The following is a 24,714-nucleotide window of genomic DNA, read 5'->3' as shown; positions in this document are numbered from 1 at the left end:
AGAAACCCTGGCTTTGACTCCTTTTTAGATACGCGGAAAGCATAGTGATTCCGGGTCATCTGCATGCTTACTATTTATTTGTCGTCATTTACTTCTGTAAATTCTGCATCAACTACGTTATCGTCTTTCTTTTCTGCAGAACCTTCTGCCCCGCCCTGTGCTGCCTGCTGAGCTTTTTGAGCTTCTTCGTAAAGCTTCATTGTCAGGTTAGTCACGATTTCCTGAAGGGCATCTTTCTTTTCGCGGATCTCAGCAAGATCGTTTTTCTCGATGGCAGCCTTTAAAGCATCTTTTGCCTCATTAGCTTTGGCAACTTCTGCTTCATCCACTTTGCCTTCAAGATCTTTAAGCGTTTTTTCAGTAGAGAATACAAGCTGATCAGCTTCATTGCGCAGTTCTACTTCTTCTTTGCGCTGTTTGTCAGCTTCAGCGTTTTCTTCTGCTTCACGTACCATGCGTTCTACTTCTTCATCTGAAAGGCCTGAAGAAGATTTGATCGTGATTGCCTGTTCTTTGTTTGTGCCAAGATCTTTTGCACGAACACTTACAATACCGTTTTTATCGATATCGAAGGAAACCTCAATTTGCGGAATTCCGCGCGGTGCTGGCGGAATGTCTGACAACTGGAAGCGGCCAAGTGTTTTATTGTCCGCAGCCATTGGGCGTTCCCCTTGAAGAACATGGATATCCACCGCTGTCTGGCTGTCAGCAGCTGTTGAAAATACTTGAGATTTGCTTGTTGGGATTGTAGTATTCCGGTCAATCAGCTTTGTGAATACGCCGCCCATAGTTTCAATACCTAAAGATAGTGGAGTTACATCCAAAAGAACAACATCTTTAACGTCTCCTGTTAAAACTCCGCCCTGAATTGCTGCACCCATTGCAACTACTTCATCAGGGTTAACACCTTTATGAGGCTCCTGGCCAATTTCCTTGCGAATCGCTTCCTGAACAGCCGGAATACGAGTTGATCCGCCGACTAAGATTACTTTATCAATCTCTGAAGGAGATAGTCCTGCATCTTTAAGAGCCTGGCGAGTAGGACCCATTGTGCGTTCAACAAGGCCGGCAGAAATCTCATCAAATTTAGCACGCGTTAATGTTACATCAAGGTGAAGCGGACCAGCTTCCCCAGCTGTGATGAACGGTAAAGAAATTTGTGTAGAAGTTACACCTGAAAGGTCTTTCTTCGCCTTTTCCGCTGCATCCTTCAAACGCTGAAGCGCCATTTTATCTTTTCCAAGATCAATGCCATTTTCTTTTTTGAATTCTGCTACAAGATAGTCAATAATTACTTGGTCAAAGTCGTCCCCGCCCAATCTGTTGTCACCGGCTGTAGCTTTTACTTCAAAAACACCGTCTCCAAGTTCCATGATTGATACGTCAAAAGTACCGCCTCCAAGGTCAAATACAAGGATCGTCTGGTCTTCTTCTGTTTTGTCAAGACCGTAAGCAAGAGCTGCAGCTGTCGGTTCGTTGATGATACGTTCAACTTCCAAACCTGCAATTTGTCCTGCATCCTTTGTTGCCTGGCGCTCAGCATCATTAAAGTAGGCAGGTACTGTAATTACCGCTTTTGTAACTTTTTCGCCAAGATATTCTTCAGCATATGATTTTAAGTGCTGAAGGATAATGGCTGAAACTTCCTGAGGTGAATATTCTTTTCCTTCAACTTCTACCTTATGGCCAGTACCCATATGGCGCTTGATAGAAATAATAGTATTAGGATTTGTGATTGCCTGGCGCTTCGCTACTTCCCCAACCTGGCGTTCGCCATTTTTAAAAGCTACAACAGAAGGAGTTGTACGGTTGCCTTCCGGGTTTGGAATAACCTTTGGCTCCCCGCCTTCAAGAATAGATACACAAGAGTTTGTTGTTCCCAAGTCGATACCAATAATCTTGCTCATTGTATGATTTCCCTCCTAATTATATGTAGGTGCTCACTGATTCACTTTTACCATCGCCGGGCGAAGGACTCTGTCTTTCAGCATATAACCTTTTTGGAATTCTTCCACTACCGAATTGGAAGCGAAGTTCTGATCCTCAACCTGCATAACTGCCTGATGCAAATGCGGATCAAATTCTTTCCCAACCGCTTCGATCGGTTCCACGCCTTCCTTTTTCAGCGCTTCTAAAATACTTTTATAAACCATGTCCATGCCTTGCAGCAAGGTTTTCGTTTGCTCGTTCTCAGCCTCTATCTTTGTAGCTCTTTCAAAGTTATCGAGTGCCTGCAGCAGATCGCCGGCGAGGCCCTGAGCTCTATATTTTTGTGCCGCTTCCAAATCCAATTTTGCACGGCGCCTTGAGTTTTCAAAGTCAGCATGTAAACGCAGGTAGCGATTTTCCATCTCTGCTAATTTTTCTTCCAGTTCTGAAATCTTCGCGACAGCATCCCCGGTTTCTTCCTGGGATTGTTCAACGGATTCGCCTTCTCCGTTTACCGGAGCCTCTTCAGCAAAAGTAGTTTCTGCATTTGCCTCTGTTTCTTCAGCCTGCATGCTTTCATTTCTTTCATTCTTTTGTTCTTCTGTCACTATTTTCACCTCCCTAAAAGAAAAGCGGTAATTCTGCTGGACCAATAAACTGCCAAATGGCAGAAATCAATGGTGCAGCCATATATATAATTGATTTGAACACGAGAAATGCCATGAAAAGAGGATGGAAAGCAATGCTTCCATCACCCTACCAATATTGCCAGTGCTACTTATTTTGATACAGCCTTGTGAGAAGTGCTGTTAAATCATGAGAAAACATATCAAGCAGTGAGATGACTCTTGAATACTCCATCCTGGTCGGTCCAAGAATGGCAATGGTCCCTACCTGTTCCAAGCCGATTGAGTATGTGGCAGTAATGAAGCTGCAATCTTCCAGTGCGGAATTATTGTTTTCCCTGCCTATTTTGACAGTAATACCGGCTGGGTTTTGCCTCATCATTTTGTACATATCCGGCTCATGTTCGATAACCGAGAGCAGGGACCGAACCTTATCAATATCATGAAATTCCGGCTGGCTTAGCATGTTTGTTTTACCGCCGTAAAACAGCTTTTCATTTCTTGAAAAATTATTTAATGATTCTGCCAGTGAGGCGGTTATCACATCATAATTGCGGATATGCTGTCCCAAAAGTGTAGCGACTTCTTTATATATTTTATCTTTTAGATCAGTTAACGGAACACCGGCAAGCCGTTCATTCAAAATATTAGCCATTTTTTCGAGCTCGTTTACATCAAAAGAAGCCGGAAGCTGAATCATCTTATTTTGCACGTGGCCCGTATCGGTAACAATAATTGCAATAGCCGTTTCCTTGTTTAAAGGAACAATTTGTATCTTGCGCAATTTATTGTCCTTTACTTTAGGACCTAATGCAATGGCTGTGTAATTCGTCAATTCAGAAAGTATCTTCGCCGACTTTTGCACAAGTTTTTCCAGTTCATAAATCCTTTCAGCAAAAATGGATTTTACAAGCTGTAAGTCGTTCTGTTTTAGTGCCTGGGGAGACAGCAAATGGTCGACATAGTACCTGTATCCTTTTTCAGAGGGAACCCTTCCGGAAGAGGTATGGGTTTTTTCAATAAATCCAAGCTCTTCCAAGTCTGCCATTTCGTTGCGTATCGTGGCAGAACTAAAGGTGATTTCTTCTTTTTTCGACAGGCTTCTTGAACCAACCGGCTGTGCAAATCTAATAAAGTCATCAATAATGACCTGCAATATTAGTAATTGACGCTCAGTTAACATGTAGTATCACCCCTGTTAGCACTCTTTGTTATCGAGTGCTAATACTAATAATAAATTAACAAATGCGGCCAATGATGTCAACGGTTTAACTCCAAAAGTAAGAGTGTTTTAAACAGCGATAAAGGATTGGAAAACTTCATTCCCTAGAAGCTTGCCGTTACGGGTAAGCAAATATGTCCCAGACCTTTCCTCAAGCAGGCCCCTTTTCTGTAGTTCTATAAGCTGTTGTCCAAAAATGTCGGAAAGCGGAGATCCGAATTTTTCTTTAAAGCTGGTTGAACTTACACCTTCCATTTTCCTTAATCCTAAAAACATTTCTTCTTCCATCTTTTCTTGCTTTGAAACTTCGTGAGTCTCTATTAAAGGCAAGCGGCCCTCCTGAAGAGGAGAGATGTATTTTTTGAGCGGTCCGTAATTGGCTTTTCGCTTTCCGCCTGTATACCCGTGCGCCCCCGCTCCAAATCCGAAGTATTCCTCGTTATTCCAATATGTCAAATTATGCTTGCTTTCATAACCAGGCTTTGCATAATTACTGATTTCGTACTGAATATAGCCGTGCTTCACCATCTCATCCATTACACGTTCATACATTCTTGCTTCGATTTCCTGAGGTGGCAATGACAGCCTCCCCTTTTGCATCAAATTATAAAAAACAGTTTTTGGCTCAACGATTAACGAATAACTGGAGTAATGCTCCAATTCAAGTTCCAGTGCTTTAGCCAGAGTATCCTCAAAATCTTCCATTGTCTGCCCCGGAAGCCCGTATATTAAATCAATACTGATATTTTGGAACCCTACCTTTTTTGCTTTTTCAATCGAAGCATAAATATCTTCTACCCTGTGGGTCCGGCCAATTTTTTTGAGCAGTTCCTCATTAAAGCTCTGGACGCCAAAGCTGAGCCGATTAACACCTGCCTGATGCAGAATGGCTAATTTTTCTTCCGACAGGTCTCCCGGATTAGCCTCAAACGTGAACTCTACAGCATTGCGGTCATAGGGCAATTCATTCTGAATAGAGTCAACAAAAAAAGAAAGCTGCTTTTCGTCCAGGGAAGTGGGCGTTCCGCCACCGACAAAAATGGTTTTTAGACTGTCCACCGGATATTCCCTCAGTGATAATTGAAATTCCTTTTTTAACATGGAAAGGTACTCCTCCACTGGCTGTCCGTGCAGGTAAACCTTATTAAAATCACAATAATGGCAAATGTGTTCACAAAACGGGATATGAATATAGGCGCTTTTAATCATGCATCTCACGTCCTTTAACGTATAGAAAAAGAGGCTAGATGGGGATTTGAATCCTTCTAACCTCTTTGAAAATTTATTTTTTAGGTGTTGTGTCGTCCATTTTAAGTACTGCCATAAAAGCTTCCTGGGGCACTTCAACGGAACCAACCTGCTTCATGCGTTTTTTACCTTCTTTTTGCTTTTCAAGAAGTTTACGTTTACGGGAGATATCTCCGCCATAGCATTTGGCAAGAACGTTTTTGCGCATTGCACTGATCGTGGATCTGGCAATGATTTTCTGTCCGATCGCTGCCTGGATTGGCACTTCAAATTGCTGGCGCGGTATTAATTTCTTCAGCTTTTCAACAATTACCTTTCCGCGTTCATAAGCGAAATCGCGGTGGACGATGAAACTCAGAGCATCAACCGTTTCAGCGTTAAGGAGGATATCCATCTTAACAAGTTTTGATTCCTTATAGCCAATCAGCTCGTAATCAAAGGAAGCATATCCTTTTGTATTGGATTTTAGCTGGTCAAAGAAATCATATACAATTTCGGACAGCGGAATTTCATATACAATGCTTACCCGCGTTTCATCCATATACTGCATATCAATAAAGATACCGCGCTTTTCCTGGCAAAGTTCCATAATCGCTCCAACGAACTCATTGGGAGCCATCATGGTAGCTTTAACATAAGGTTCTTCAATACGGTCAATTTTTTGCGGGTCAGGCATGTTCGACGGATTGTCCACCTTTACTGCAGAGCCATCCGTTAAAATTACATCGTATATAACACTTGGAGCCGTAGTGATCAGGTCGATTTTAAATTCACGTTCAATCCGTTCCTGAATAATTTCCATATGAAGCAATCCAAGGAATCCGCAGCGGAAGCCAAACCCAAGGGCCTGGGAAGTTTCAGGCTCAAACTGAAGCGCGGAATCATTAAGCTCCAGCTTCTCAAGGGCATCACGAAGATCGTTAAATTTAGAAGCATCAATTGGATACAGTCCGCAATATACCATCGGGTTAAGCTTTCGGTAACCAGGCAGAGCTTCTGTAGCACCATTTTTTGCGTTTGTTATCGTATCACCCACACGGGTATCGCCGACATTTTTAATCGCGGCTGTCAGGAATCCAACATCACCGACGGTTAATTCATCACATAATACCGTTTTCGGGTTAAAAACTCCAACCTCGATTACTTCGAATTCTTTTCCGGTAGCCATCATCTTAATCTTATCCCCAGGCTTGACTGAACCTTCAACTACGCGTATATAAGCAACCACACCGCGGTATGCATCATAAAGCGAGTCAAAAATCAGCGCCTTTAAAGGTGCATCAGGGTCGCCCTCAGGCGGAGGCACCAATTCGACAACCTGTTCAAGGATCTCTTCAATACCTATTCCTGCCTTGGCAGAAGCCAATACAGCTTCAGACGCATCAAGTCCGATCACTTCTTCGATTTCGTTTCTGACCCTCTCAGGATCTGCACTAGGCAAATCAATCTTATTGATTATCGGAAGGATTTCGAGGTTATTGTCAAGCGCAAGATACACGTTGGCGAGTGTTTGTGCTTCAATTCCCTGGGCCGCATCGACAACAAGGATAGCACCCTCACACGCCGCAAGACTCCTTGATACTTCATAGGTGAAATCGACATGTCCCGGTGTATCAATCAGATGGAAAATGTACTCTTCTCCATCTTTAGCTTTATATTTCAATTGAACAGCATTCAATTTAATCGTAATACCACGTTCGCGTTCAAGATCCATGGAATCCAGGAGCTGGCTCTTCATTTCACGCTGGGCCAGGGCGTTCGTTTTTTCAAGGATACGATCCGCCAGCGTAGATTTCCCATGGTCAATATGAGCGATAATGGAAAAGTTACGAATTCTTGACTGCCTGTTCAGTTTCTCTTCTCTATTCATAACGTTCACTCCTACTAGTCCACAAATACACTATTTTTGATTATATCAGTAGAGAATCCAAGATTCAATTAAAATCCAGATTCCACGATTCTGTCTTTAAAGCCCCCGCTAAAGATAAAAACCTTTGCTGTAAAATTAGCAAAGGCTAAGACATGCTTTAATTAATTAGGAATCCATCATATCCAGCATTTTACGGATTCCGCCGGTAACGGCATTCGAAAGTTTTTTACCTATATCAGAAAAGAAGTTATAAGCCTTCATTTCCTCAAGGCTCTTCTTTTTTTCTTCAAGATCATGCGAAGTCACTTTTTGTCCGAGAAAAGAAGCTTGCATTTCGCCTTGGCTGGATTCCTCTACTGTGAAGGCACTGTTTAAGGAAGGATCATTATACCCTTTCATTTTTTTCATACCCTGATTCGCATGCTGCATTCCGAAAATTACTGCCAAAAACAGCATAGCCATTAATAAAAGGCATTTTAAATAGAAACGAATCATAGTCGGGTATTCTCCTTCCTTACTGAGCTTCTTTTCCTGCTGCCGGGGCCGATACTGCCTTGGCATCCCAATAATATTCACTGAACACTTCAGCAAAGGCATCCAGGGTTACATACATTTCTTCAAACGTATTATCTACGCCGCCAACTTCCACGAGCATTGCTTTTTCGGATAAATCCTGATTGTAGACGCTGTTATAGCCGGTTTTGTTATGTTTTATAATCCCTCTTGAAAGGCCAGGATATTTGTTTTCAATAGCAGTATGAAGCTTCTTTGCAAGGGCGAAATTCTTTTGGTACTGCGCATTCTTTCCTCCTATGACAAAGGCTATTTTTGCATAAGTCCTGCCATTTATTTTGATTGTCGTCTTATCCTTTCGATGTGAGTCACGGTGGATGTCAATAAAGTAATCAAGATCCTTATTAGCTGCCATAGCTGCCTGTACAAGGCCCCTGGACTCTTGATATGACTTAGAGTACTTTAGGCCTTTTTTATTTAAGTTGCCCTGAATGTCGGTTTTGTCAACAGAAGCACCAATGCCTCTTTCCATAAGATCCGCTGCAAGCCTGTCACCTAGGCGTGTAATATTCACCTTAGAGTGGGAAGCGCGATTTGGATCAGTTACTCCCTTTAAATAAGGCAAAAAGGATTCTCGGTTGTGTGAATGGTAAATATGGACAACCTTTCTTCCATTGGTCGAATTCGCCGGGGCAGGTACTGGCTGTTCAGTCTTTTGCGGTTCTTCTAACTGTTCAAGGTTTTGAAGTGCCGCCTCCCGCTCAGCTTTCAATACATCAACAGGCGGAGCAGACTCATACGGCATATTGGTATAGTTTGTCCCTTCACCCGCTACAAGAATTTCACTATCAAAGATGGAAAAACCGGGAAGCTCCCTGCCTAGCAGGCTTCGCGGATCATCCAGCGAAATATTTGCTGAAAGCTTCAGCATTTTTCCGGAAATATCAGGTGAATTCTTCCCCTCCGGCAGTGCCTGAAAAAAATGGTGATTTTCATTTGCCAGCAATGAAAATAAAACCTTGCCTGAAAATTGATTTGCCACCGTATTGACTGACTGGGAGGCAATCCGGTATTCCGGCTTTAATGATGTCATAATGCCACTTACTGAAAAAATAAAGAGAAGGAGTATAAAAATTGATAGCAATCCTTTTATGATAGTAGAGCCACGGACTACAGCAACGATTCCAGCATTTCGGTTTCTCCTCATATTTCCACCCTTTCCTAAGCTCGTCTATTAATTTCTATGACTTTGCTAGAAAAAGTAGAACGTGAAGTTTACTTCTATCTGGTATAGTAGCCGGTATTATCCTGATTGATGGCCTCATGCAAGGCAGCATTCAATCCATTTGCTATCAAATTGGCCATGTCTTCGATAAATACATCGACTTCCTTTGGCGTTACCATTAAATTATGGCCGAGTGGAGAAAGTACCTCATGGATCAGCTGGCGTTTCTCTTCATCAGGCAGTGTACCGACAATTCCAAGAAAAGTCTGCCGCTGTTCCGGCTCCGGCAAATCCTCTTCTGTCAGCTTTTTCTTTTTGCCAAAATTGAAACCGGCTGGCGCAAGAGCGCGGGAAGGTCTGTTACCTTCTCTCATCTCTTTTCCGAAATGCTTTAAAATAAAGTCGATTGTATCACTGGTAATCGATACTGCATCTACAACTGTAGGTACTCCGATTGCGATTACCGGTATCCCAAGCGTTTCTTCGCTCAGTTCTTTTCGTTTATTGCCAACCCCTGAACCTGGGTGGATACCGGTATCCGAAATCTGAATGGTTGAATTTACTCTCTCAATGGATCTCGCAGCAAGCGCGTCTATGGCGATAACAAAGTCAGGCTTTGTTTTATTTATCACGCCCATTATTGTATCGCTGGTTTCAATTCCGGTTATTCCCATGACACCCGGAGCAATGGCGCTTACAGGGCGATATCCTTCTTCCACACTCTCAGGCTGCAGTTCAAATAAATGCCGGGTGATCACCAGATTTTCCACAACTCCCGGACCTAATGCGTCGGGGGTCACATTCCAGTTTCCAAGTCCCACTACCAGACAGCTAGCTGTTTTTGATATTTTCAGCTTTTTAAAATAATAGGACAGTTCATTTGCGAAAATTTTTTCTGTCTTTCTTTGCGTTTCCGTATCCTGCTGCCTGATGCCTTGGACTTCAATCGTAAGGTAGCTTCCCCCTTTTTTTCCGATCGCCTCGGCACCTTTGCCAGTCACCTCTACAAGTGAAACCTTAATATCATCAATCTCTTTTTCTTTTATAATTACTCCCTCGATGTTGGATATATTTTTTCCTGAAGAAACACTTTTTTCCGCTAATGCCATTTCACTAGCCTCGATAGCCAGGTCAGTCCGAATTGAATAGCTGCTTAAATCCAATTTCTTGTTCATAGTAGCCTCCGGTTCATTCTATTTTTTAAGGATCGAAAAATATAATTTTACGTATATGTAATAAAACTAACTGCTTTAATCCCGCATTAGAAATCAGTTTTTTAAACTCTTTAATCATCATTACGCACCCGCTCAGACTAGTAATCCTGCCCTTTATAAGGCTCGCCAATTGGCAGAATTTCTAACCCTTCCATATCATTCTGATGATTTTTCTTTTTTCTTATTCACGAATTTGATACAATAACATGTAATGGCGTATAAATGTAGATAGTTTACTGATTCTCATTTCAAGTATTGCTTTCTTTGATACAGTCTGATAAAATATCCTATGTTGCCATTTGGTATGGAATTGAAAATCGAGTTTATATATTCTCGATTTCTTGGTAGGAGGTGAACGGCATGCCAAACATTAAATCTGCTATTAAACGCGTTAAAACAAGCGACGAGCACCGCGCTCACAACGCAACTGTTAAATCTTCAATGCGTACTGCTGTGAAAAACGTTGAAGCTACACTAGCTAGCAACGATCCAGCTGCTGCAAAAGAAGCTCTTTTAACAGCTGCTAAAAAGTTAGACAAAGCTGCATCTAAAGGATTAATCCACAAAAATGCGGCAGCCCGTAAAAAATCACGTTTAACGAAACAGCTTAACTCTTTAAACGCTTAATGAATGACTCAACGATCCTTTTAGGATCGTTTTTTCGTTTTATTAAAATATTTCAGGTTTGTCAGTATAAGTTTGGTGTAATAACATCGGAAATTAAGCGGAAATTCTTCGGATTAAGCCAAAATACGCTGAGAAATTAAAATAAGTAAGCCCCTGCCAGAAATTCAGCAGGGGCTTACTTGTCTAAAACTATTGGGCACGATTAAATTTTAACAGCAGCAATTCAAGTGTAATCGCTTTGTCTGCCTGTCCTGTTTTCATGCGATAATCTGCTTCGGCAAAATCATGAATCAGGCCTAGTAATTCCTGTTCGTTAAATTTTCCCGCTTTTTCGCTGGCCAATTTCACACGGTAGGGATGAATTTTTAAAGCTGCTGCAATTTTTTGCTGTCCGTATCCCAGCCTGATAAATTCCTTTACTTGATATAATGTCCGGACCTGGCTTGCCATCAATCCCAGAATCTTTATCGGCTCCTCATTTTGCCTTAACAATTCATGATATATTCGGATCGACTCTGCAACATTACGCTGCAGTACCTTATCAACCAATGTAAAAACATTTTGTTCAAACGATTTTGCCACTAGCTTTTCAATGATATCCGTTGTTATCCGCTTGCTTTCCTCTGCATAAAGGGCAATTTTATCAATCTCATTAGTCAGAAGCATTAAATTAGTACCGGCCATTCCAATCATTAAATCAATTGCATCTTCATCTATCTGAACATGCGAAGCGGCAGCCCGTTCCCTGATCCATACCTTTAACTCCTGATCATTCAGCTTTTTTGCTTCCACCACAACAGCTTTCCGTTTCAATTCCTTCGTGATTTTTTTTCGTTCATCCAGCTTTTCATATGGCGCAGTTATTACAACTATAGAATAGGGTGCCGGATTAGCCAAATACTCCTCAAGTTTCTTAACATTGTGGTCAACTTTTTGTTTCTGCTTTTCAGAAGTAAGAAAAGCCGCATTTTGGAGAAAGACTAACCGCTTTTCCCCCATAAACGGGAGAGTTTCTACCTCTTCAAGTGCTATATCTACCGGAGTTTCCTCCATGTCAATCGCAGACAGGTTAAAATCCAGCTCCTCCTCTTGAAGCACATGCTCGAGCAGGAGCTGTTTAGTTTCATTTATTAAAAAAGCTTCCGTTCCATATAATAAGTATACTGGCGCAAATTGTTTTTTGCGGATACTTTTCCAGACATCCAATACCACTTTCTTCGCCTCAATCTTATGTATTTCTTTACTTAATGGTATAGTTGCCTGGACTATTTGACAAGTTATAAAAGGGAACTGGCAATTTTTTTGCCAATTCCCGATCTATATGAACGCTGTCAAAGCAAGGCCCGGGTTACTTACTTCGCAGCGGGGAGTGCGGTTGTGGGTACCGCCTCTTTGTACATATATTTTGCGCTTGCAAATCCAAAGTATTTGTGACAACTCTTGTCAGTATAGGAAACAGAAAAGCGGTTGCAATATTGGACAGGGGAACTGTAAATATTATCCCTTCTGCGAAAAAGGCCATTGTACATAGTCCATTATTAAGGAATCGCTTTATTTAATGAGATTTGCTGCTGACGAAGCATCCTTGCAAAGGGCATGGTATGAATCATAACTGTACACCTGTAAATGTTCAAAAATCTGTACTATTCCTGTCTCTGCGATAGACGTCAACTATAGATTTTTTTAATGTAATCGCTTATACTAATAAAGAAATAGGAGGGGTAGAAGTGAACGATTTTGAAAAATCCGTACAATATAAGGGTAATGACGCAATTGACTCTGGAGTAGGATTTATTGTTTCTTTTGGCTTCTTTGCAACGATGTTTATCATTGCTACTGTCATCCAATTCATTGGATCCTAATTAGAGCCATACATAGGTCTTACAAGCCAGCATTTGCTTGACAGTGCTTAAACTGGCTTCACAGCGGAGAGACTGCCCCCAGGGGCGGTTTTTTTGCATATCTTTCAGACAGGGAAAGAAAGTGATGCCTCAAAAGGGGGCAGCGATTAGCTGAAGAGCTGCTTAAGGTCTCACCTTTCTTCGCTATTATCTTGATGCTTACATACTATGGCAGCACTGTAGAAAAGGTTCCTGATCGTCTATCAGTAAACCTGTACTTTATTTCTCCATTCATATCTGTCCTCAGAATGACTGTTCCTTCTGAACGCAGTCTATCTAATACCTCCTTATGCGGGTGTCCATAACGGTTTTTCTTCCCTGCAGAGATGACGGCTGCTCTTGGACTAATTGTATCAATGAATTCTTCCGAAGAAGATGTTTTACTGCCATGATGCCCTGCTTTTATCACATCTGTTTTCAGTTGAGGAAAAGCCGCTATCAGTTCTTCTTCTGTTTCAATTCCGGCATCACCCGTAAAAAGCCAATTCAGCGATCCGGCTTTTACCAGCAAGACAATGGAAGATTCATTTGTATCGCTTGCCTTGTTATAAGGATTTAAAACATAAAAAGCCGACTCGCCTGACTTCCAGCTGTTACCTCTTTTCACAAAAACCACAGGAATATTCTTAACCAAATTGGCTTGCAGCAATCCTTTGTCAATAAACTCTCCTGCACTTCCTTCGCCAATCATAATCTGTTTAACTTTAAGCCCTTTTATTATTCCTGCAGCACCTGCGGCATGGTCTGCATCCGGATGCGTTAAAATCAGCTTATCCAGCTGGCGGATTCCTTTGCTTTTAAGCAGCGGCACAACAATATCCTCACCGGTATCAAAGCTAGTTCGCCTCTTCTTCCATTTCTCCTGATGAAAGGATATTTGACCACCGGTATCAATCAAGTAATTCCCTTTTCCAAAAGGCAGCTTAATAAGTATGGAATCACCTTGTCCAACATCAATAAATACAATTTCTCCGTATGGATTAAGTACATTAAAATGATATTGCGCTAAAAGTAGTATTCCAGCAGCTAACATAGGCCTCCAGCTCTTTCGATATGAAAAAGCATCCCATACGGTAAAGAAGTAAATAAGTGCGGCTGATAGGCACACCAGCAAAGCAAAGGATGGCTTGCCGAATGTAAGATAAGCAAAAGGAATATTTTCCGCTGCCAGTGCAAATTTATTGCACACCGTAAAAACTTTGTCCAAAATCACCACCAGCAAAGCAGCTAGTTTATGAAAAGAAAAAGATGCAAAAAAAGAAAGGATTGAAAGAGGAAGCAGAAGGTATGAATAAAGAGGTACAAAAATGATGTTCAATAGAATGCCGAGAACCGATATCTCATAAAAATGAAACAGTAAAATAGGGACAGCTCCCAGCTGGCATACAACACTAATCAATAACATTTCTATCAGCCTATTTTTACAGCGTTTAAGAAGATCCTTTGACATAGCGAGCGAGAAGACTACGGCGAATGAAAGCTGAAAGCCTACGTTGAACAGGTGCAGAGGATTGATTAAAAGCAGGAGAAGAAATATGGCACAAATGGAGCCTAATGCGGACAGCTTTATTCTAAAAAATGACAAGGCGAAATAGCCCATTGCCATATATACTGACCTTAGCACAGAAGAGCTCCCCCCAGCCAAAACCCCATATACCGGCAGGACAATCAACAGAGCAAGCTTCATATTTTCTTTTGTTATTCCGAATCTTATTCCCAAATAGTAAACAAAGCCGGTTAGGGCTGCTATATGAAGTCCAGATATGGCAAGCAAATGGACAAGGCCAAGCCTTTGATAAGCAGCTATATCCTCCTCGTTTATGCCCCTGCGGTCCCCAAAAATAAGTGCAGAAACAAACCCTTTTGAAGCATCAGGAAAGTGATTATCTATATATTGTATCCCTGCCATTCGATAAAGCTTAATGGATAACAATAGACTTTTACCTATTTCAGCACAGCTTCCGGTATCTATTTTGCTTGGAAGCAGGATCCAGGAGATGTTTTGAGAGGCTAAAAATTCCATATAATTAAAGCCATTTTCATTTCGGTTAGGTTCAGGATGTGTCAGCGAAGCTTGAATCCGGCATGACACTCCCGGTTTAATAATGGACTTTAATCTTAATAATTCAGACTCTGCCGAAATCTTATACCGAAGCTGAAGGTTTTCTCCATTAGAAATCTTTACTTGAGCGCTTAGCAAGTTGCCGTTGAAATCCGGGATATCAGAGAATTGAATCTTGAAATATTGTTCATTCCCGGTAAGAGAGGTTTTATGTGCGGTGTTTGAAATGGCAGCAACAACGAAGAAAAGCAGAATCACAAATAATTGAATAAGCCGGTGTGGCTGTCTGCAGCGGTAATGCAAATAGCAATAGTATAATATAATGCAGGCAAAGATTCTCCAGTTAAATAAGTAAAAAGCCGTGACGCCTAGTAATGCCGAAACGGCTATAAGCAGCAATTGAATATTCATTCTTTTAGACCTAGGACAGCTTCAAGCCAAAAAGCATTTCAGCCTTCTCTTGCAGCGCCTGAATTTTTTCTGGTTCTCCGTCGTTATTTTTTAATTCTCCGATCAGGTCTCTGACAAACTGCAGCTTTTCCTTACCGTTTGCCTCAACCATGATGGGCTCGGATTCGACCTTCTCAGTTTGAACCCCTGCCTTTTTAAATAAATCCACAGCGTACGGGTGGTTTTTATAATCGCATGCATAAAATACTTTTTTGATACCGGCCTGTATCAAAGATTTACAGCATTGAAGGCAAGGAAAATGGGTTACATAGATTTCTGCTCCTTCGGTAGGAACTCCAAACTTGGCACACTGCAAAATCGCATTCATCTCAGCGTGAATTGTACGGATACAGTGATTTTCAACCACATAACAGCCGTTATCAATACAGTGCTCATCACCGGCAATAGAGCCATTATATCCACCGGCTATTATACGTTTATCCCTTACAATCGTGGCGCCAACCGCAAGCCTTGTACAAGTGCTTCTAAGTGCAAGGATATGGCTTTGGGCCATAAAATATTGATTCCAGCTTATTCTTTCCATAATCTGCTCCTTTTAAGTTCGAATTGGTATGACTGTATTTTACAAGCAATTACTATATTTGTGTAGAATTACTTATGGCAGGCTACTGAACGATTATGAAATCCTTCAATTTCTCAAAGGTCTTATCTCCAATGCCAGAAATATTTTTAAGGTCCTCAATCGTTTTAAATCCGGTTTGGTTCCGGTATTCTATGATTACCGCTGCCTTTGCAGGGCCGATTCCGGGCAGGGTTTCCAGATCCGCCAGTTCAGCAGTATTCAGATTGACCTTTTCCTTTCCTGAGGCCGGACCGGCACCTTTTACCGTTTCAGCTGATCCCTCAGGAATAGCAGTAACCTGGGGTATTTGCTCCCCTGTCTCAGGTACATAAATCACCATTTGGTCTACAACAGACTGGGCAAGATTTACCTTGTCCTTATCCGCCTTTGCTGTAAAATTGCCTGCATCAGCTATCAGGTCGATTACCCTATCTCCAGCAGCTGCCGTATAAACACCCGGGGAATGGACCGCTCCTTTTACATCTACTTTAATGACTGCAGGGATTTCCTCTTTATTATTTGCTCCTGTTTTTCCCTCTTCCTCAGCCGGCTGGGCCGTCAATGGGAAATCCTCTTCTGGCAGCTCTCCTTTCGGCTCTTCCTTCCCTTGATAAAAATAAAAACCAGCAAACAGGAGCAAGACTGCCAAGATTCCTATCAAAACTTTTTTATTTTTCACGGCAAAGCTCATAAAAGTACACACTCCTTGTAATTGAAAAGTCATAATAACGAACTGCACATCATAGGTTTTTAACTAGGGGAGATATATTAATGGTTGGAATTTTGGCTTGTGCTAAAGAGTACAGCCTTGGAAGGGGTGGAAAAATTGAAAATCGGTGTGATTGGAACAGGAAATATGGGAACGATCCTAATAGAGGCACTTATTGCAGCTGAAGCAGTATCACCTGATTGCCTGACTGTTACGAACCGGACCCTCTCAAAGGCAGTCAGGCTTCAAGAGACATATCCCGAGATTACCGTGACGGCCACGGCCGCGGAAGCAGCCCAGCATGCGGATTTATTATTTATTTGTGTAAAACCTGGGGATTTCTTAAATGTACTTATAGATATAAAGCCTTTTATCCATTCGGGCAATTGTATTGTGTCAATCACCAGCCCGATATCTGTAAAGCAGCTGGAGTCGCAGATGCCTTGTTCTTGTGCAAGATTTATTCCAAGCATTACAAATCGAGCACTATCAGGCGTTACCCTGCTTACCTTCGGGGATGGCTGTTCACAAAACTGGCAGGAAAAGCTGCATCAGCTTGCAGGCAAGATATCTACACCTGTTTCTATAGAAAATAATATTACGAGAGCAGCCTCAGATATAGTCAGCTGCGGACCAGCATTTTTCAGTTTTCTCGCACAGTCTTTTATTGATGCCGCATGCAAAGCTACGCCAATTGATAGGAAAACAGCTACACTGCTTACCGAATCTATGCTGATAGGGCTAGGCGATTTGCTAAAAAAAGGTGTTTATACACTTCCGGCTTTACAGGAAAAAGTTTGTGTTAAGGGCGGTATTACAGGTGAGGGAATAAAAGTGATGGAATCAGCGGAAACAGAAGAAATGTTCGAGAAGCTATTTCAGGCAACGCATGAGAAATTTCTGGAGGAAATCGTGAAGGTAGAAAAACAATTTGGTGCATTTAAATAATTCGGTGTATCTTTTCATTTTCCTGCTTATTTTTCAAAAAATCCGCTTGAAGCCAAGCGGATTTTCTTATGACAATCATAATATTCAGAAGTCCCCTTAGAGATGGAGGATTCCGTTCCGCCTTCCCCAGGTTATTCTGGGCATTACACGGTAATGAACAGGACTTCCCAACGTTACAGAGTTATTTTCCGGGCAACAAATAAAACCCTTTCAGTATTGCTATGAACTGGTTCTTCTTCAAGATCAGACAAAACTTCCAGTACTTCAAAGCCAGACTCTTTAAGCCATTTTTCATATACTTCCACATGATAGGTACGCTGATAATGCACTTCATCAAAACGCTCATATAGTCCCGTGACTTCATCATGAACAAAGAAGGTAAGCTCATGTTCCACACTAAATGGCTTTTCTCCGCCATAGGAATTCCAAATATAAGCTACTTCTTCTTCATTTAATGTAAATGTATTATCTTTAAAAATGTTTTCCATTTTGTGTATGGAATGCACATCAAACATAAACAGACCATTTTCTTTAAGCTGCTGATGCACCTTGAAAAATGTTTCTATTATATCGCTTTCATCCTGCAGGTAATTCAAGGAGTCGCAAAAGATGGTTACACAATCACTTTCACCTAACCCTTGAAGTTCAGCCATATTCTGCTGAAAGAAGGGAATGCTAAAACCGTGCCGTATCGCCTTTTCCTGGGCCACTGAAAGCATATCTGCTGACAGATCGACTCCTTTTACGGAAAAACCATGCCGGGCAAGTTCTATAGTGAATTCCCCAGTACCGCAGGCAAGGTCAAGAATCTCATTACCCCGGACTTGGTAAGCAGCCATTCTTGAAAGCAATAAAGAAAGCCACTTATCATAAGGGGCTTCCTTCATCAATTCGTCGTAGACATAGGCGAATCTATCGTATGCCATTACTGAATTTCGCTTTCCACATTTTCAATTGGAGCATCGCCCCATAAGCGTTCAAGATTGTAATAGCCTCTTTCATCGCGATGAAATACATGAGCAACCACATCACCCATATCCACGAGGACCCATTTGGCTTCATCAAAGCCTTCCATTCGATTTACATCGTAACCATTTTCCTCTGCTTTGTCCTTCATTTCCCTTGCAATCGCTTGTACCTGCTTATCAGAATTGCCATGGCAAATCAGGAAATAATCAGCCACCAGCGAAATTCCTTTCATGTTCAGGACAATCATATCTTCTGCTCTTTTATCATCTGCAGCTTTTGCGGCTGTGACTAGTAGTTCGCGTTCATTCATTGCATCTGCTCCTTAGTTTTCATTATAAGATCATTGTATGCGTAAAAAGTTTCCGGATATACGGGCTGATTTTTCTTCATCAGGAATAGAATTGTATTGCGGAGCGCCATAATAACGGCAGCTTCCAGACTATTCTTTGCAGTTTCCCTAACCCCGTCCACACCGGGGAAATTCCTTCCCGGTTCAATATAGTCGGCAAGGAAAATAATTTTATCCAGAAGTGGCATATCAACCCTGCCTGAAGTGTGGTAAGCGATGGCATCGAGAATTTCCTGATCGCTGATTCCCGCTTCTTTGCGGACAAGAAACGCCCCCACCGGCGCGTGCCATAATTCAGGATTATGGTCTAGCAGATCAGGTTTCATACCTTCCCTCCGGATGATTTCCTTCATCTCATCCTTTGGGCGGAACTTAGCATAGTCATGAAAGATAGCTGCCAATTCAGCTTTTTTCTGATCTGCACCATATTTGCCGGCAAGGCTTACAGCGGTTTCCATAACACCAAGGGTGTGCTGGTACCGATGCTCAGTCATTTGTGCTTTGGTGAGTCTTAATGCCTCATCTCGATCCATACAACTTATTCTCCTCAATATACCGTCTTACTTTATCATCGACTAAATATTTTATCGTAATGCCATCCTCAATCCTCTGCCGAATCAGCGAAGAGGATAACAAAAGCTGCGGGCTTTCCACCATTATAATTGGGTAATCTGTCTCTTCTTTATATTGAGGCCGTTTCACCCCAACAAATTGGATGAGATTCATCAGCTCATCAATCCGGTGCCACTTGGGAAGATATTCAATCATGTCTGCCCCGATAATAAAATAAAACTCTGTATCAGGTTCCATTTCTTGAAGGATCCTTACCGTATCATAAGTATAGGACGGCCCCTCCCGCTCCAGTTCCACCCCTTCAATTGAAAAGCAGCTGTTTCCTTCAATCGACAGTTCCAGCATCCTGACCCTATCTTTGTCGGATACACCCAATGGCTGAACTTTGTGAGGCGGAATATGATTTGGCATAAATCTCACTTCATCAAGGTCTAACGCATAAAGAACTTCATTTGCAATCAATAGATGACCTAAATGTGGAGGACTGAAGGTACCCCCAAGTATCGCAGCTTTTTTCATGGCTAGTACCCCTTATGGAAGCTGGATTTGTTTATTTTCGCGTGACTCCTTATATAAAACAATTGTGTTCCCGATAACTTGGACAACTTCCGCCCTTGCTCCCTTTGAGAGCTCCCCGGCAACTGTGTCACGGTCGTCCTCGCAATTTTGCAGCACACTGATTTTCATCAGTTCCCTTGCTTCCAATGCATCAGCTACCTGCTTGATCATGTTCTCATTGACCCCGCCTTTTCCAACCTGGAAAATCGGGTTGAGATGATGCGCCTTGGATCGTAAAAATCTTTTTTGCTTACCTGTTAACATTAGCTTCCTCCTAGTTTGTCCAATACAATTTCTCTCATTTTGCCGGTGTCAGGAAAAACTCCAGTCCAAATCTCGAAGGCAAGTGCAGCCTGGCATACAAACATATCTACACCGTTTTGAACTGCAGCACCCTTCTCTCTTGCTGTTTTCATCAGCTTTGTTTCCAGCGGATTATATATGATATCACTCACAAATGCATGTTCACTTATCAGATCCAGGTTCAATGGGACTGAATTCACATCCGGGCTCATGCCGATTGATGTGGTCTGGATAATCAAATCATAACTCCGCACCCTTTGTTCCGCCTCTTGAATAGAAAGAGCTTTGGATTCATTACGGTAAGGGCAATCTTCTATTAAGCGTTTAGCATTTTCAAGGGTTCGGTTACAAATATCAATATTGGCCGCCCCTTCCCGGGAGAGAGCGTAGTAAATGCCCCGGGCTGCCCCGCCAGCACCAACCATTAAGGTTTTAAGGGAAGCTAATTCCCCTCTAAACCTCTCCTTTAATGCTGTTACAAATCCTGCCCCATCTGTATTATACCCTATATATCGCCCATTAACGTTTTTAACGGTATTAACAGCACCCATTGCGTGCGCCATCTCATCGACTTCATCCAATAATGGCAATATGGCCGTTTTATGCGGCACCGTAACATTAAACCCTGCTACCCCGATGGCTTTCATGCCCTTCACAGCTTCGTCAAGCTGTTCGGCTTTTACATGGAAGTGGTGGTAGCAGGCGTCAATACCGTTTCTTGCAAAAGCGTCATTATGAATGTCAGGACTCATCGAATGCTTGATTGGATCACCCATGACTCCGTATATCTTTTTCATATACCCCACCCGGATTAAATTAATGATTTTCTCAATAGTACATTAACACCTTTTGGCACATGAGCCACCACTTTTACTCCAGGCTCGTTAATGGTTACCCAGCCCAGCCCAGAAAAGACAACATCCATTTTTCCGTCTTTTATCGAAAATTCATGCGGCTGCAATTCGGGAAATTCCCCAAGCTGCTCAGGCCTTGGTGGAGCCAGCATGCCTCCAGCATGATTTTTGTATAATTCTTCAGCGTTTTCCAGCTTTGTACGGTGAATTTCAAGCTCATTTGAAATATAGCAAGTAAATGACTTGCGGCCGCCCGAAATATAATCGAACCGGGCAAGCCCGCCAAAGAATAGTGTTTGCCCTTCATTGAGCTGATAAATCTTCGGCTTTATTTCTTTCTTTGGTGTAATAACTTTCAGATCCCGCTTGTCCACAAAATGGGCCATTTGATGATGGTTAATGATTCCAGGAGTGTCTATTAAGGCTTTATCATCGTCAAGAGGAATTTCGATCATATCAAGTGTCGTACCTGGAAAATGTGAGGTAGTAATAATATCTCCCTCTCCGCTTACTTCTTTTATCAGCCTGTTGATAAAGGTGGACTTACCAACATTTGTGCAGCCTACTACATACACATCTTTGCCGCGGCGGTATTCATCGATTAATTGTGCCGCTTCCTGGACATATGTTCCTTTTGAAGCGCTCACCAATAAAACATCTATCGGTTTTAAGCCCAGCTCCCTTGCAGAATCCTTCATCCAGTTTACAAGCTTATTATGTTTGACCGATTTCGGCAAAAGATCCACTTTATTTCCTATTAATAATACTTCATTTCCGCCCACAAAACGGTGGAGTCCAGGCAGCCAGCTGCCATTAAAGTCGAAAATGTCGACAATCTTAACAATTAGCGCATCCTGCCTGCCGACTTCATTTAAAATTTTCAAAAAATCATCGTCTGTTAAAGATACATCCTGGACTTCGTTATAATGCTTCAGCCTGAAGCAGCGCTGGCAAATGATTTGCTCTTTTTCCAAAGAAGATTTCGGAGCATACCCGAGGTCGTTTGGACGTTCAGTCTGAACCGAAACGCCACATCCAATACATATAATGTCTTGTTGTTCGTTCAATTTTTGTCCTCCCAATCTAACTTTCCTTTACGTCTGAACCAGTTGAGAATTTTACGTTCAATTTTACGGTTGAACTTTGTTATGAAGCCATCCGTTTGGGCAACGGGCACCACAAGAATCGTATGAAACCCATTCAGGTTTCCCCCGAGTACATCGGTCAATAGCTGATCCCCGATAACCACTACCTCACTTTTCTTCAATCCCATATCCCTGAGCGCTTTTCGGAATGCCTTTCCCATCGGCTTTCTCGCCTGAAAAATAAACGGAATCTGTAAAGGATCTGCAAAGGATTTTACTCTTCTCTCAATATTATTTGATACGATCGTCACTAAAATGCCATGTTCACGCATTTCATCAAACCATTTAATCAGCTGAGGTGTTGCACTTGGCCTATCCCATTCAACAAGGGTATTATCCAAATCGGTGATTATGCCCTTTATTCCCTGCTTTTTTAAGCTTTCCGGCGTTATATCAAAAATGCTTTTCACATGTTGACTTGGCAAAAATTTTTTTAACACAGTGGCTGCACCTCTATATTTTTCATGAATTTACCGTTTCAATCATAACGAATTTTTCTTCTCCTTTCAAAAGAAAGATGAAAAATCAGCATAAAAACAGTGTTAATTTAAATAATTTTCGACAATAATTGATTAACCATTCTACTGTGGATAAACTTATGCACACTATACGCATTGATAGAAGTATAAAGTAATAAGTTATAAACAATTTAACCACAACTTATCCACCAATACTTGTGGATAACAGAACGGTTGTTCTCTAAGTTTATTTCTGATAAAGTAAGAGTACATCACGAACATACCATTTTATGCAGATAATTTTATTTTTATTCCTGCAAGTAAATAAAACGGAGGTGAATTGCCTTAAGGGCTGCTCCTATGAATAAACTCTCAGACGAACTATTAATTGAATCCTATTTCAAAGCACGAAACTTGAAATTGAGCAAAGAATTCATCCGCCTAATTGAAACAGAAATCCATAGACGTTCCTTGACACATATAATTAAAGTATCCTCTTAACTGTTATAGCCCTGGAAATCCAGGGCTTTTTGCTTGGAGAAAATATGGCGTTTTTGGTCCTCCTCATTTCCATTCCCTCGCAGCAATTATTTCCCTAGTTTACCCGGTCATCGATTATGTACCCTAAAACCTCTCCTACCTTTACTTCTGAAGGAAGCCGGCGTTCGTTAGCAGCTGCAAATGTATTTTTTTCATATAGCAGCACTACTGTAGAACCAAAGCTGAAATAGGCCATTTCCTTTCCTTTAATTGTTTCATCCGATTCGTCTGTCAAAATGATTGAATTGACAAACATGGCTCCAACTTTTACAACAGCGATATGGCCATTGCCATGATTTATTTCTGTCAGCACCCGGTAGTTTTTTGATAACGGGGCACGGCCATACTTCATTCCAAGCTTGTTTACAGGATAGGATTTGCGGCCAAGCAGCCAGCGCTTCGTAACTTTTCCTGAAACAGGAGCATGTATCCGGTGATAATGGCTTGGGCTTAAATATAGAACCATATATGTGCCGCCAATATATTTCCGTAAAATGTCATGATCACCGAGCATTTCTTCGATTGAATACACTTTTCCTTTCACTATAATATGCTTTTCTTCCAGTATTTCACCACTATCCTCTAAAACCCCATCTACAGGACTTACTACAGACAGTGCATCTTCACTGACGATTCGCATGCCTTCTTTTAGCCTTCTGGTAAACAAATCGTGAAGTGTTCCGAATTGTGTCAGGTTTCCTTCAATTTCTTCAACTTTTATATTGTAGAACTTGCTGAACGGAGCTATTAACGGACGGCTCCACTTTGACTGGGCAAATCTTTTCAGAGTCCCCGACATAAGTCTTCCATTCGTAAGTTCAATCAAAATTCGGTAAAATGGCTGAAGCAATGAATTTCCTCCTTATTATAGTGCAGCGGTTTTAATTACGATTATAGGCAAGCTTTCCCGCACTGAACTGCGGAAGGTCCATCATTGAATATTATTTTAGCGGAAGGGCTATACCATTTAAACCTGCACGAAAATAATCCATTTCCCCCCTTGCATAAAACGAAGAGGATAAAATATTATTATATAATAAATGTTAAGAAAATTCATATCCAGTCCTAAAAGGGGTGAAAAGAGAATTGTTTTTATCTGATGTACTGGATCAAACCATTAAGAAGCTTAAAGCTCAGACAGCGAATGTAATAACCCTTTTTAATTTATCCCTCGGCGGATTTGCTATAATCGCAGGAATAAACGGCCAATTGAATTTAAGCCTGCTGCTTATATTTCTTGCTGCTCTTGCCGACCGTTTTGATGGTATGGTCGCCAGAAGATTCAATTGTGAATCAGAGCTCGGTAAACAGCTTGATTCAATGAGTGATATTATTTCATTCGGTGTTGCGCCAGCTTTACTGATTTATCAGGGCATTCTGTTTGAATTTGGCGCACCTGGGACTTTTTTTACCGTTTTCTATATTGGCTGCGGGGCGTTTCGTCTTGCAAAATTCAATATAACGGAAAGCAATGGATATTTCACGGGACTCCCTATCACTGCAGCCGGCTGCCTGGCTACATTAAGCTTCCTCGCAATCCCATATATGGCGCCGGTACTTTTTATTTTCATGATGATTGTGCTATCACTTTTGATGATCAGCCCTTTTAAATTAAAGAAAGTTTAAGGCTGATAGCCCTTAAAAGAGTCCGCATTAGAAAAGCGTAAGCGCCCTGGTCAGCCCCGACAAGCATAAGACAAGCGCTGACAGAAGGCGCTTTTTGCCTTCCGAAGTGATTGGCTTATGACCTCGAGGGGCTGGGCGCTGAAGCTAGACATCTGTACTTGTTAAAAAAAGCTATACTTTCTTACCTTTCCATAAAAAAACAAACAGTCAGA

The 24,714-nt window shown here is 41.7% G+C and carries 26 protein-coding genes; 5 read left to right on the top strand and 21 right to left on the bottom strand.

All coding sequences use genetic code 11. The features are described from left to right. Window positions 1–74: 74 nt before the first annotated feature. The 8 genes from dnaK to gpr all read right to left on the bottom strand — a co-directional run bounded on the left by dnaK (window position 75) and on the right by gpr (window position 9,808). The gene (dnaK, locus tag CVD28_RS22855) at window positions 75–1,907 is read right to left on the bottom strand and encodes a molecular chaperone DnaK (RefSeq protein ID WP_101597010.1); all 1,833 of its coding nucleotides are present in this window, start codon (window positions 1,905–1,907) and stop codon (window positions 75–77) included. 33 nt (window positions 1,908–1,940) lie between these two features. Further along, a complete protein-coding gene (gene grpE / locus CVD28_RS22850) occupies window positions 1,941–2,537 on the bottom strand; it encodes a nucleotide exchange factor GrpE (RefSeq protein WP_257985960.1) in 597 nt (198 codons plus the stop codon). Window positions 2,538–2,703: 166 nt separating this feature from the next. Next, window positions 2,704–3,738: a heat-inducible transcriptional repressor HrcA gene (gene hrcA / locus CVD28_RS22845; RefSeq protein WP_101597009.1), complete on the bottom strand. Its 1,035-nt coding sequence runs from the start codon at window positions 3,736–3,738 to the stop codon at window positions 2,704–2,706. A 108-nt stretch (window positions 3,739–3,846) separates the two neighbouring features. Beyond that, window positions 3,847–4,986: a radical SAM family heme chaperone HemW gene (gene hemW / locus CVD28_RS22840; RefSeq protein WP_101597008.1), complete on the bottom strand. Its 1,140-nt coding sequence runs from the start codon at window positions 4,984–4,986 to the stop codon at window positions 3,847–3,849. A 73-nt stretch (window positions 4,987–5,059) separates the two neighbouring features. Continuing rightward, window positions 5,060–6,895, bottom strand: coding sequence for a translation elongation factor 4 (gene lepA / locus CVD28_RS22835; RefSeq protein WP_101597007.1), 1,836 nt, complete (start codon window positions 6,893–6,895; stop codon window positions 5,060–5,062). A gap of 165 nt (window positions 6,896–7,060) precedes the next feature. Continuing rightward, a complete protein-coding gene (locus tag CVD28_RS22830; RefSeq protein ID WP_101597006.1) occupies window positions 7,061–7,390 on the bottom strand; it encodes a YqxA family protein in 330 nt (109 codons plus the stop codon). A 19-nt stretch (window positions 7,391–7,409) separates the two neighbouring features. Next, window positions 7,410–8,615, bottom strand: a complete 1,206-nt coding sequence (spoIIP, locus tag CVD28_RS22825; RefSeq protein WP_101597005.1) for a stage II sporulation protein P — start codon at window positions 8,613–8,615, stop codon at window positions 7,410–7,412. A 74-nt stretch (window positions 8,616–8,689) separates the two neighbouring features. Further along, entirely contained in the window at window positions 8,690–9,808 is a 1,119-nt protein-coding gene (gene gpr, locus CVD28_RS22820) for a GPR endopeptidase (protein WP_101597004.1), read from the bottom strand. Between the two features lie 399 nt (window positions 9,809–10,207). Here gpr and rpsT point away from each other — a divergent pair, with 399 nt between their 5' ends. After that, window positions 10,208–10,474: a 30S ribosomal protein S20 gene (gene rpsT, locus CVD28_RS22815; RefSeq protein WP_101597003.1), complete on the top strand. Its 267-nt coding sequence runs from the start codon at window positions 10,208–10,210 to the stop codon at window positions 10,472–10,474. Window positions 10,475–10,663: 189 nt separating this feature from the next. Here rpsT and holA read toward each other — a convergent pair whose 3' ends face one another. Further along, window positions 10,664–11,686 (bottom strand): DNA polymerase III subunit delta, encoded by a 1,023-nt coding sequence (gene holA, locus CVD28_RS22810; protein WP_101597002.1) that lies wholly within the window; start codon window positions 11,684–11,686, stop codon window positions 10,664–10,666. A 515-nt stretch (window positions 11,687–12,201) separates the two neighbouring features. Between holA and CVD28_RS22805 the strand changes: the two genes are divergently transcribed. Next, window positions 12,202–12,336 carry a YqzM family protein gene (locus CVD28_RS22805; protein ID WP_101597001.1) on the top strand — a complete coding sequence of 45 codons (135 nt, stop codon included), beginning with the start codon at window positions 12,202–12,204 and terminating at the stop codon, window positions 12,334–12,336. A gap of 205 nt (window positions 12,337–12,541) precedes the next feature. On the opposite strand, the gene CVD28_RS22800 is transcribed toward CVD28_RS22805, so the two are convergent. The 3 genes from CVD28_RS22800 to CVD28_RS22790 all read right to left on the bottom strand — a co-directional run bounded on the left by CVD28_RS22800 (window position 12,542) and on the right by CVD28_RS22790 (window position 16,161). After that, entirely contained in the window at window positions 12,542–14,848 is a 2,307-nt protein-coding gene (locus tag CVD28_RS22800) for a DNA internalization-related competence protein ComEC/Rec2 (protein WP_101597000.1), read from the bottom strand. A 10-nt stretch (window positions 14,849–14,858) separates the two neighbouring features. Then, window positions 14,859–15,431, bottom strand: coding sequence for a ComE operon protein 2 (locus CVD28_RS22795; protein WP_101596999.1), 573 nt, complete (start codon window positions 15,429–15,431; stop codon window positions 14,859–14,861). An 82-nt stretch (window positions 15,432–15,513) separates the two neighbouring features. Continuing rightward, on the bottom strand, window positions 15,514–16,161 hold the full coding sequence (locus CVD28_RS22790) for a helix-hairpin-helix domain-containing protein (protein ID WP_101596998.1): 648 nt from the start codon (window positions 16,159–16,161) through the stop codon (window positions 15,514–15,516). A gap of 84 nt (window positions 16,162–16,245) precedes the next feature. On the opposite strand from CVD28_RS22790, the gene comER reads away from it, so the two are divergent. Beyond that, window positions 16,246–17,127 (top strand): late competence protein ComER, encoded by an 882-nt coding sequence (gene comER, locus CVD28_RS22785; RefSeq protein WP_257985959.1) that lies wholly within the window; start codon window positions 16,246–16,248, stop codon window positions 17,125–17,127. Window positions 17,128–17,300: 173 nt separating this feature from the next. Here the strand turns inward: comER and CVD28_RS22780 are convergent, their stop codons facing one another. From CVD28_RS22780 to CVD28_RS22745, 8 genes are read right to left on the bottom strand one after another with little or no spacing between them, the layout of a single operon-like run. Then, window positions 17,301–18,053, bottom strand: a complete 753-nt coding sequence (locus tag CVD28_RS22780) for a class I SAM-dependent DNA methyltransferase (RefSeq protein WP_101596997.1) — start codon at window positions 18,051–18,053, stop codon at window positions 17,301–17,303. Then, entirely contained in the window at window positions 18,053–18,406 is a 354-nt protein-coding gene (gene rsfS, locus CVD28_RS22775; protein WP_101596996.1) for a ribosome silencing factor, read from the bottom strand. Before rsfS ends, CVD28_RS22780 begins: the two co-directional genes overlap by 1 nt. Beyond that, on the bottom strand, window positions 18,403–18,978 hold the full coding sequence (yqeK, locus tag CVD28_RS22770) for a bis(5'-nucleosyl)-tetraphosphatase (symmetrical) YqeK (protein ID WP_101596995.1): 576 nt from the start codon (window positions 18,976–18,978) through the stop codon (window positions 18,403–18,405). The genes rsfS and yqeK overlap by 4 nt, the downstream gene beginning before the upstream one ends. Beyond that, entirely contained in the window at window positions 18,965–19,537 is a 573-nt protein-coding gene (locus CVD28_RS22765) for a nicotinate-nucleotide adenylyltransferase (protein ID WP_101596994.1), read from the bottom strand. The genes yqeK and CVD28_RS22765 overlap by 14 nt, the downstream gene beginning before the upstream one ends. 12 nt (window positions 19,538–19,549) lie before the next feature. After that, window positions 19,550–19,840 (bottom strand): ribosome assembly RNA-binding protein YhbY, encoded by a 291-nt coding sequence (yhbY, locus tag CVD28_RS22760; protein ID WP_101596993.1) that lies wholly within the window; start codon window positions 19,838–19,840, stop codon window positions 19,550–19,552. Beyond that, on the bottom strand, window positions 19,840–20,676 hold the full coding sequence (gene aroE, locus CVD28_RS22755; RefSeq protein ID WP_101596992.1) for a shikimate dehydrogenase: 837 nt from the start codon (window positions 20,674–20,676) through the stop codon (window positions 19,840–19,842). The genes yhbY and aroE overlap by 1 nt, the downstream gene beginning before the upstream one ends. 14 nt (window positions 20,677–20,690) lie before the next feature. Beyond that, window positions 20,691–21,800, bottom strand: a complete 1,110-nt coding sequence (yqeH, locus tag CVD28_RS22750) for a ribosome biogenesis GTPase YqeH (protein ID WP_101596991.1) — start codon at window positions 21,798–21,800, stop codon at window positions 20,691–20,693. Beyond that, on the bottom strand, window positions 21,797–22,318 hold the full coding sequence (locus tag CVD28_RS22745) for a YqeG family HAD IIIA-type phosphatase (protein WP_101596990.1): 522 nt from the start codon (window positions 22,316–22,318) through the stop codon (window positions 21,797–21,799). The genes yqeH and CVD28_RS22745 overlap by 4 nt, the downstream gene beginning before the upstream one ends. A gap of 378 nt (window positions 22,319–22,696) precedes the next feature. Between CVD28_RS22745 and CVD28_RS22740 the strand changes: the two genes are divergently transcribed. Further along, window positions 22,697–22,837, top strand: coding sequence for a sporulation histidine kinase inhibitor Sda (locus CVD28_RS22740; RefSeq protein WP_101596989.1), 141 nt, complete (start codon window positions 22,697–22,699; stop codon window positions 22,835–22,837). 94 nt (window positions 22,838–22,931) lie between these two features. Here the strand turns inward: CVD28_RS22740 and CVD28_RS22735 are convergent, their stop codons facing one another. After that, window positions 22,932–23,726 carry a phosphatidylserine decarboxylase gene (locus tag CVD28_RS22735; RefSeq protein ID WP_101596988.1) on the bottom strand — a complete coding sequence of 265 codons (795 nt, stop codon included), beginning with the start codon at window positions 23,724–23,726 and terminating at the stop codon, window positions 22,932–22,934. A 236-nt stretch (window positions 23,727–23,962) separates the two neighbouring features. Here CVD28_RS22735 and pssA point away from each other — a divergent pair, with 236 nt between their 5' ends. After that, window positions 23,963–24,502 (top strand): CDP-diacylglycerol--serine O-phosphatidyltransferase, encoded by a 540-nt coding sequence (gene pssA / locus CVD28_RS22730; RefSeq protein WP_101596987.1) that lies wholly within the window; start codon window positions 23,963–23,965, stop codon window positions 24,500–24,502. Window positions 24,503–24,714: the final 212 nt, after the last annotated feature.

Origin of the sequence: Bacillus sp. M6-12, from assembly GCF_002860285.1 — a bacterium.
In the GTDB taxonomy this organism is placed as follows: domain Bacteria; phylum Bacillota; class Bacilli; order Bacillales; family DSM-1321; genus Peribacillus.
Note: the sequence above shows the minus strand (reverse complement) of the source record. Positions and strands in the feature narration are given on the sequence as shown.

Excerpts from the sequence above, each read along its gene's own strand:
- dnaK (WP_101597010.1), bottom strand. The coding sequence starts at position 1,907 with ATGAGCAAGATTATTGGTATCGACTTGGGAACAACAAACTCTTGTGTA.
- hrcA (WP_101597009.1), bottom strand. The coding sequence starts at position 3,738 with ATGTTAACTGAGCGTCAATTACTAATATTGCAGGTCATTATTGATGAC.
- hemW (WP_101597008.1), bottom strand. The coding sequence starts at position 4,986 with ATGATTAAAAGCGCCTATATTCATATCCCGTTTTGTGAACACATTTGC.
- lepA (WP_101597007.1), bottom strand. The coding sequence starts at position 6,895 with ATGAATAGAGAAGAGAAACTGAACAGGCAGTCAAGAATTCGTAACTTT.
- CVD28_RS22830 (WP_101597006.1), bottom strand. The coding sequence starts at position 7,390 with ATGATTCGTTTCTATTTAAAATGCCTTTTATTAATGGCTATGCTGTTT.
- spoIIP (WP_101597005.1), bottom strand. The coding sequence starts at position 8,615 with ATGAGGAGAAACCGAAATGCTGGAATCGTTGCTGTAGTCCGTGGCTCT.
- gpr (WP_101597004.1), bottom strand. The coding sequence starts at position 9,808 with ATGAACAAGAAATTGGATTTAAGCAGCTATTCAATTCGGACTGACCTG.
- rpsT (WP_101597003.1), top strand. The coding sequence starts at position 10,208 with ATGCCAAACATTAAATCTGCTATTAAACGCGTTAAAACAAGCGACGAG.
- CVD28_RS22800 (WP_101597000.1), bottom strand. The coding sequence starts at position 14,848 with ATGAATATTCAATTGCTGCTTATAGCCGTTTCGGCATTACTAGGCGTC.
- CVD28_RS22795 (WP_101596999.1), bottom strand. The coding sequence starts at position 15,431 with ATGGAAAGAATAAGCTGGAATCAATATTTTATGGCCCAAAGCCATATC.
- CVD28_RS22790 (WP_101596998.1), bottom strand. The coding sequence starts at position 16,161 with ATGAGCTTTGCCGTGAAAAATAAAAAAGTTTTGATAGGAATCTTGGCA.
- CVD28_RS22780 (WP_101596997.1), bottom strand. The coding sequence starts at position 18,053 with ATGGCATACGATAGATTCGCCTATGTCTACGACGAATTGATGAAGGAA.
- rsfS (WP_101596996.1), bottom strand. The coding sequence starts at position 18,406 with ATGAATGAACGCGAACTACTAGTCACAGCCGCAAAAGCTGCAGATGAT.
- yqeK (WP_101596995.1), bottom strand. The coding sequence starts at position 18,978 with ATGGATCGAGATGAGGCATTAAGACTCACCAAAGCACAAATGACTGAG.
- CVD28_RS22765 (WP_101596994.1), bottom strand. The coding sequence starts at position 19,537 with ATGAAAAAAGCTGCGATACTTGGGGGTACCTTCAGTCCTCCACATTTA.
- yhbY (WP_101596993.1), bottom strand. The coding sequence starts at position 19,840 with ATGTTAACAGGTAAGCAAAAAAGATTTTTACGATCCAAGGCGCATCAT.
- aroE (WP_101596992.1), bottom strand. The coding sequence starts at position 20,676 with ATGAAAAAGATATACGGAGTCATGGGTGATCCAATCAAGCATTCGATG.
- CVD28_RS22740 (WP_101596989.1), top strand. The coding sequence starts at position 22,697 with ATGAATAAACTCTCAGACGAACTATTAATTGAATCCTATTTCAAAGCA.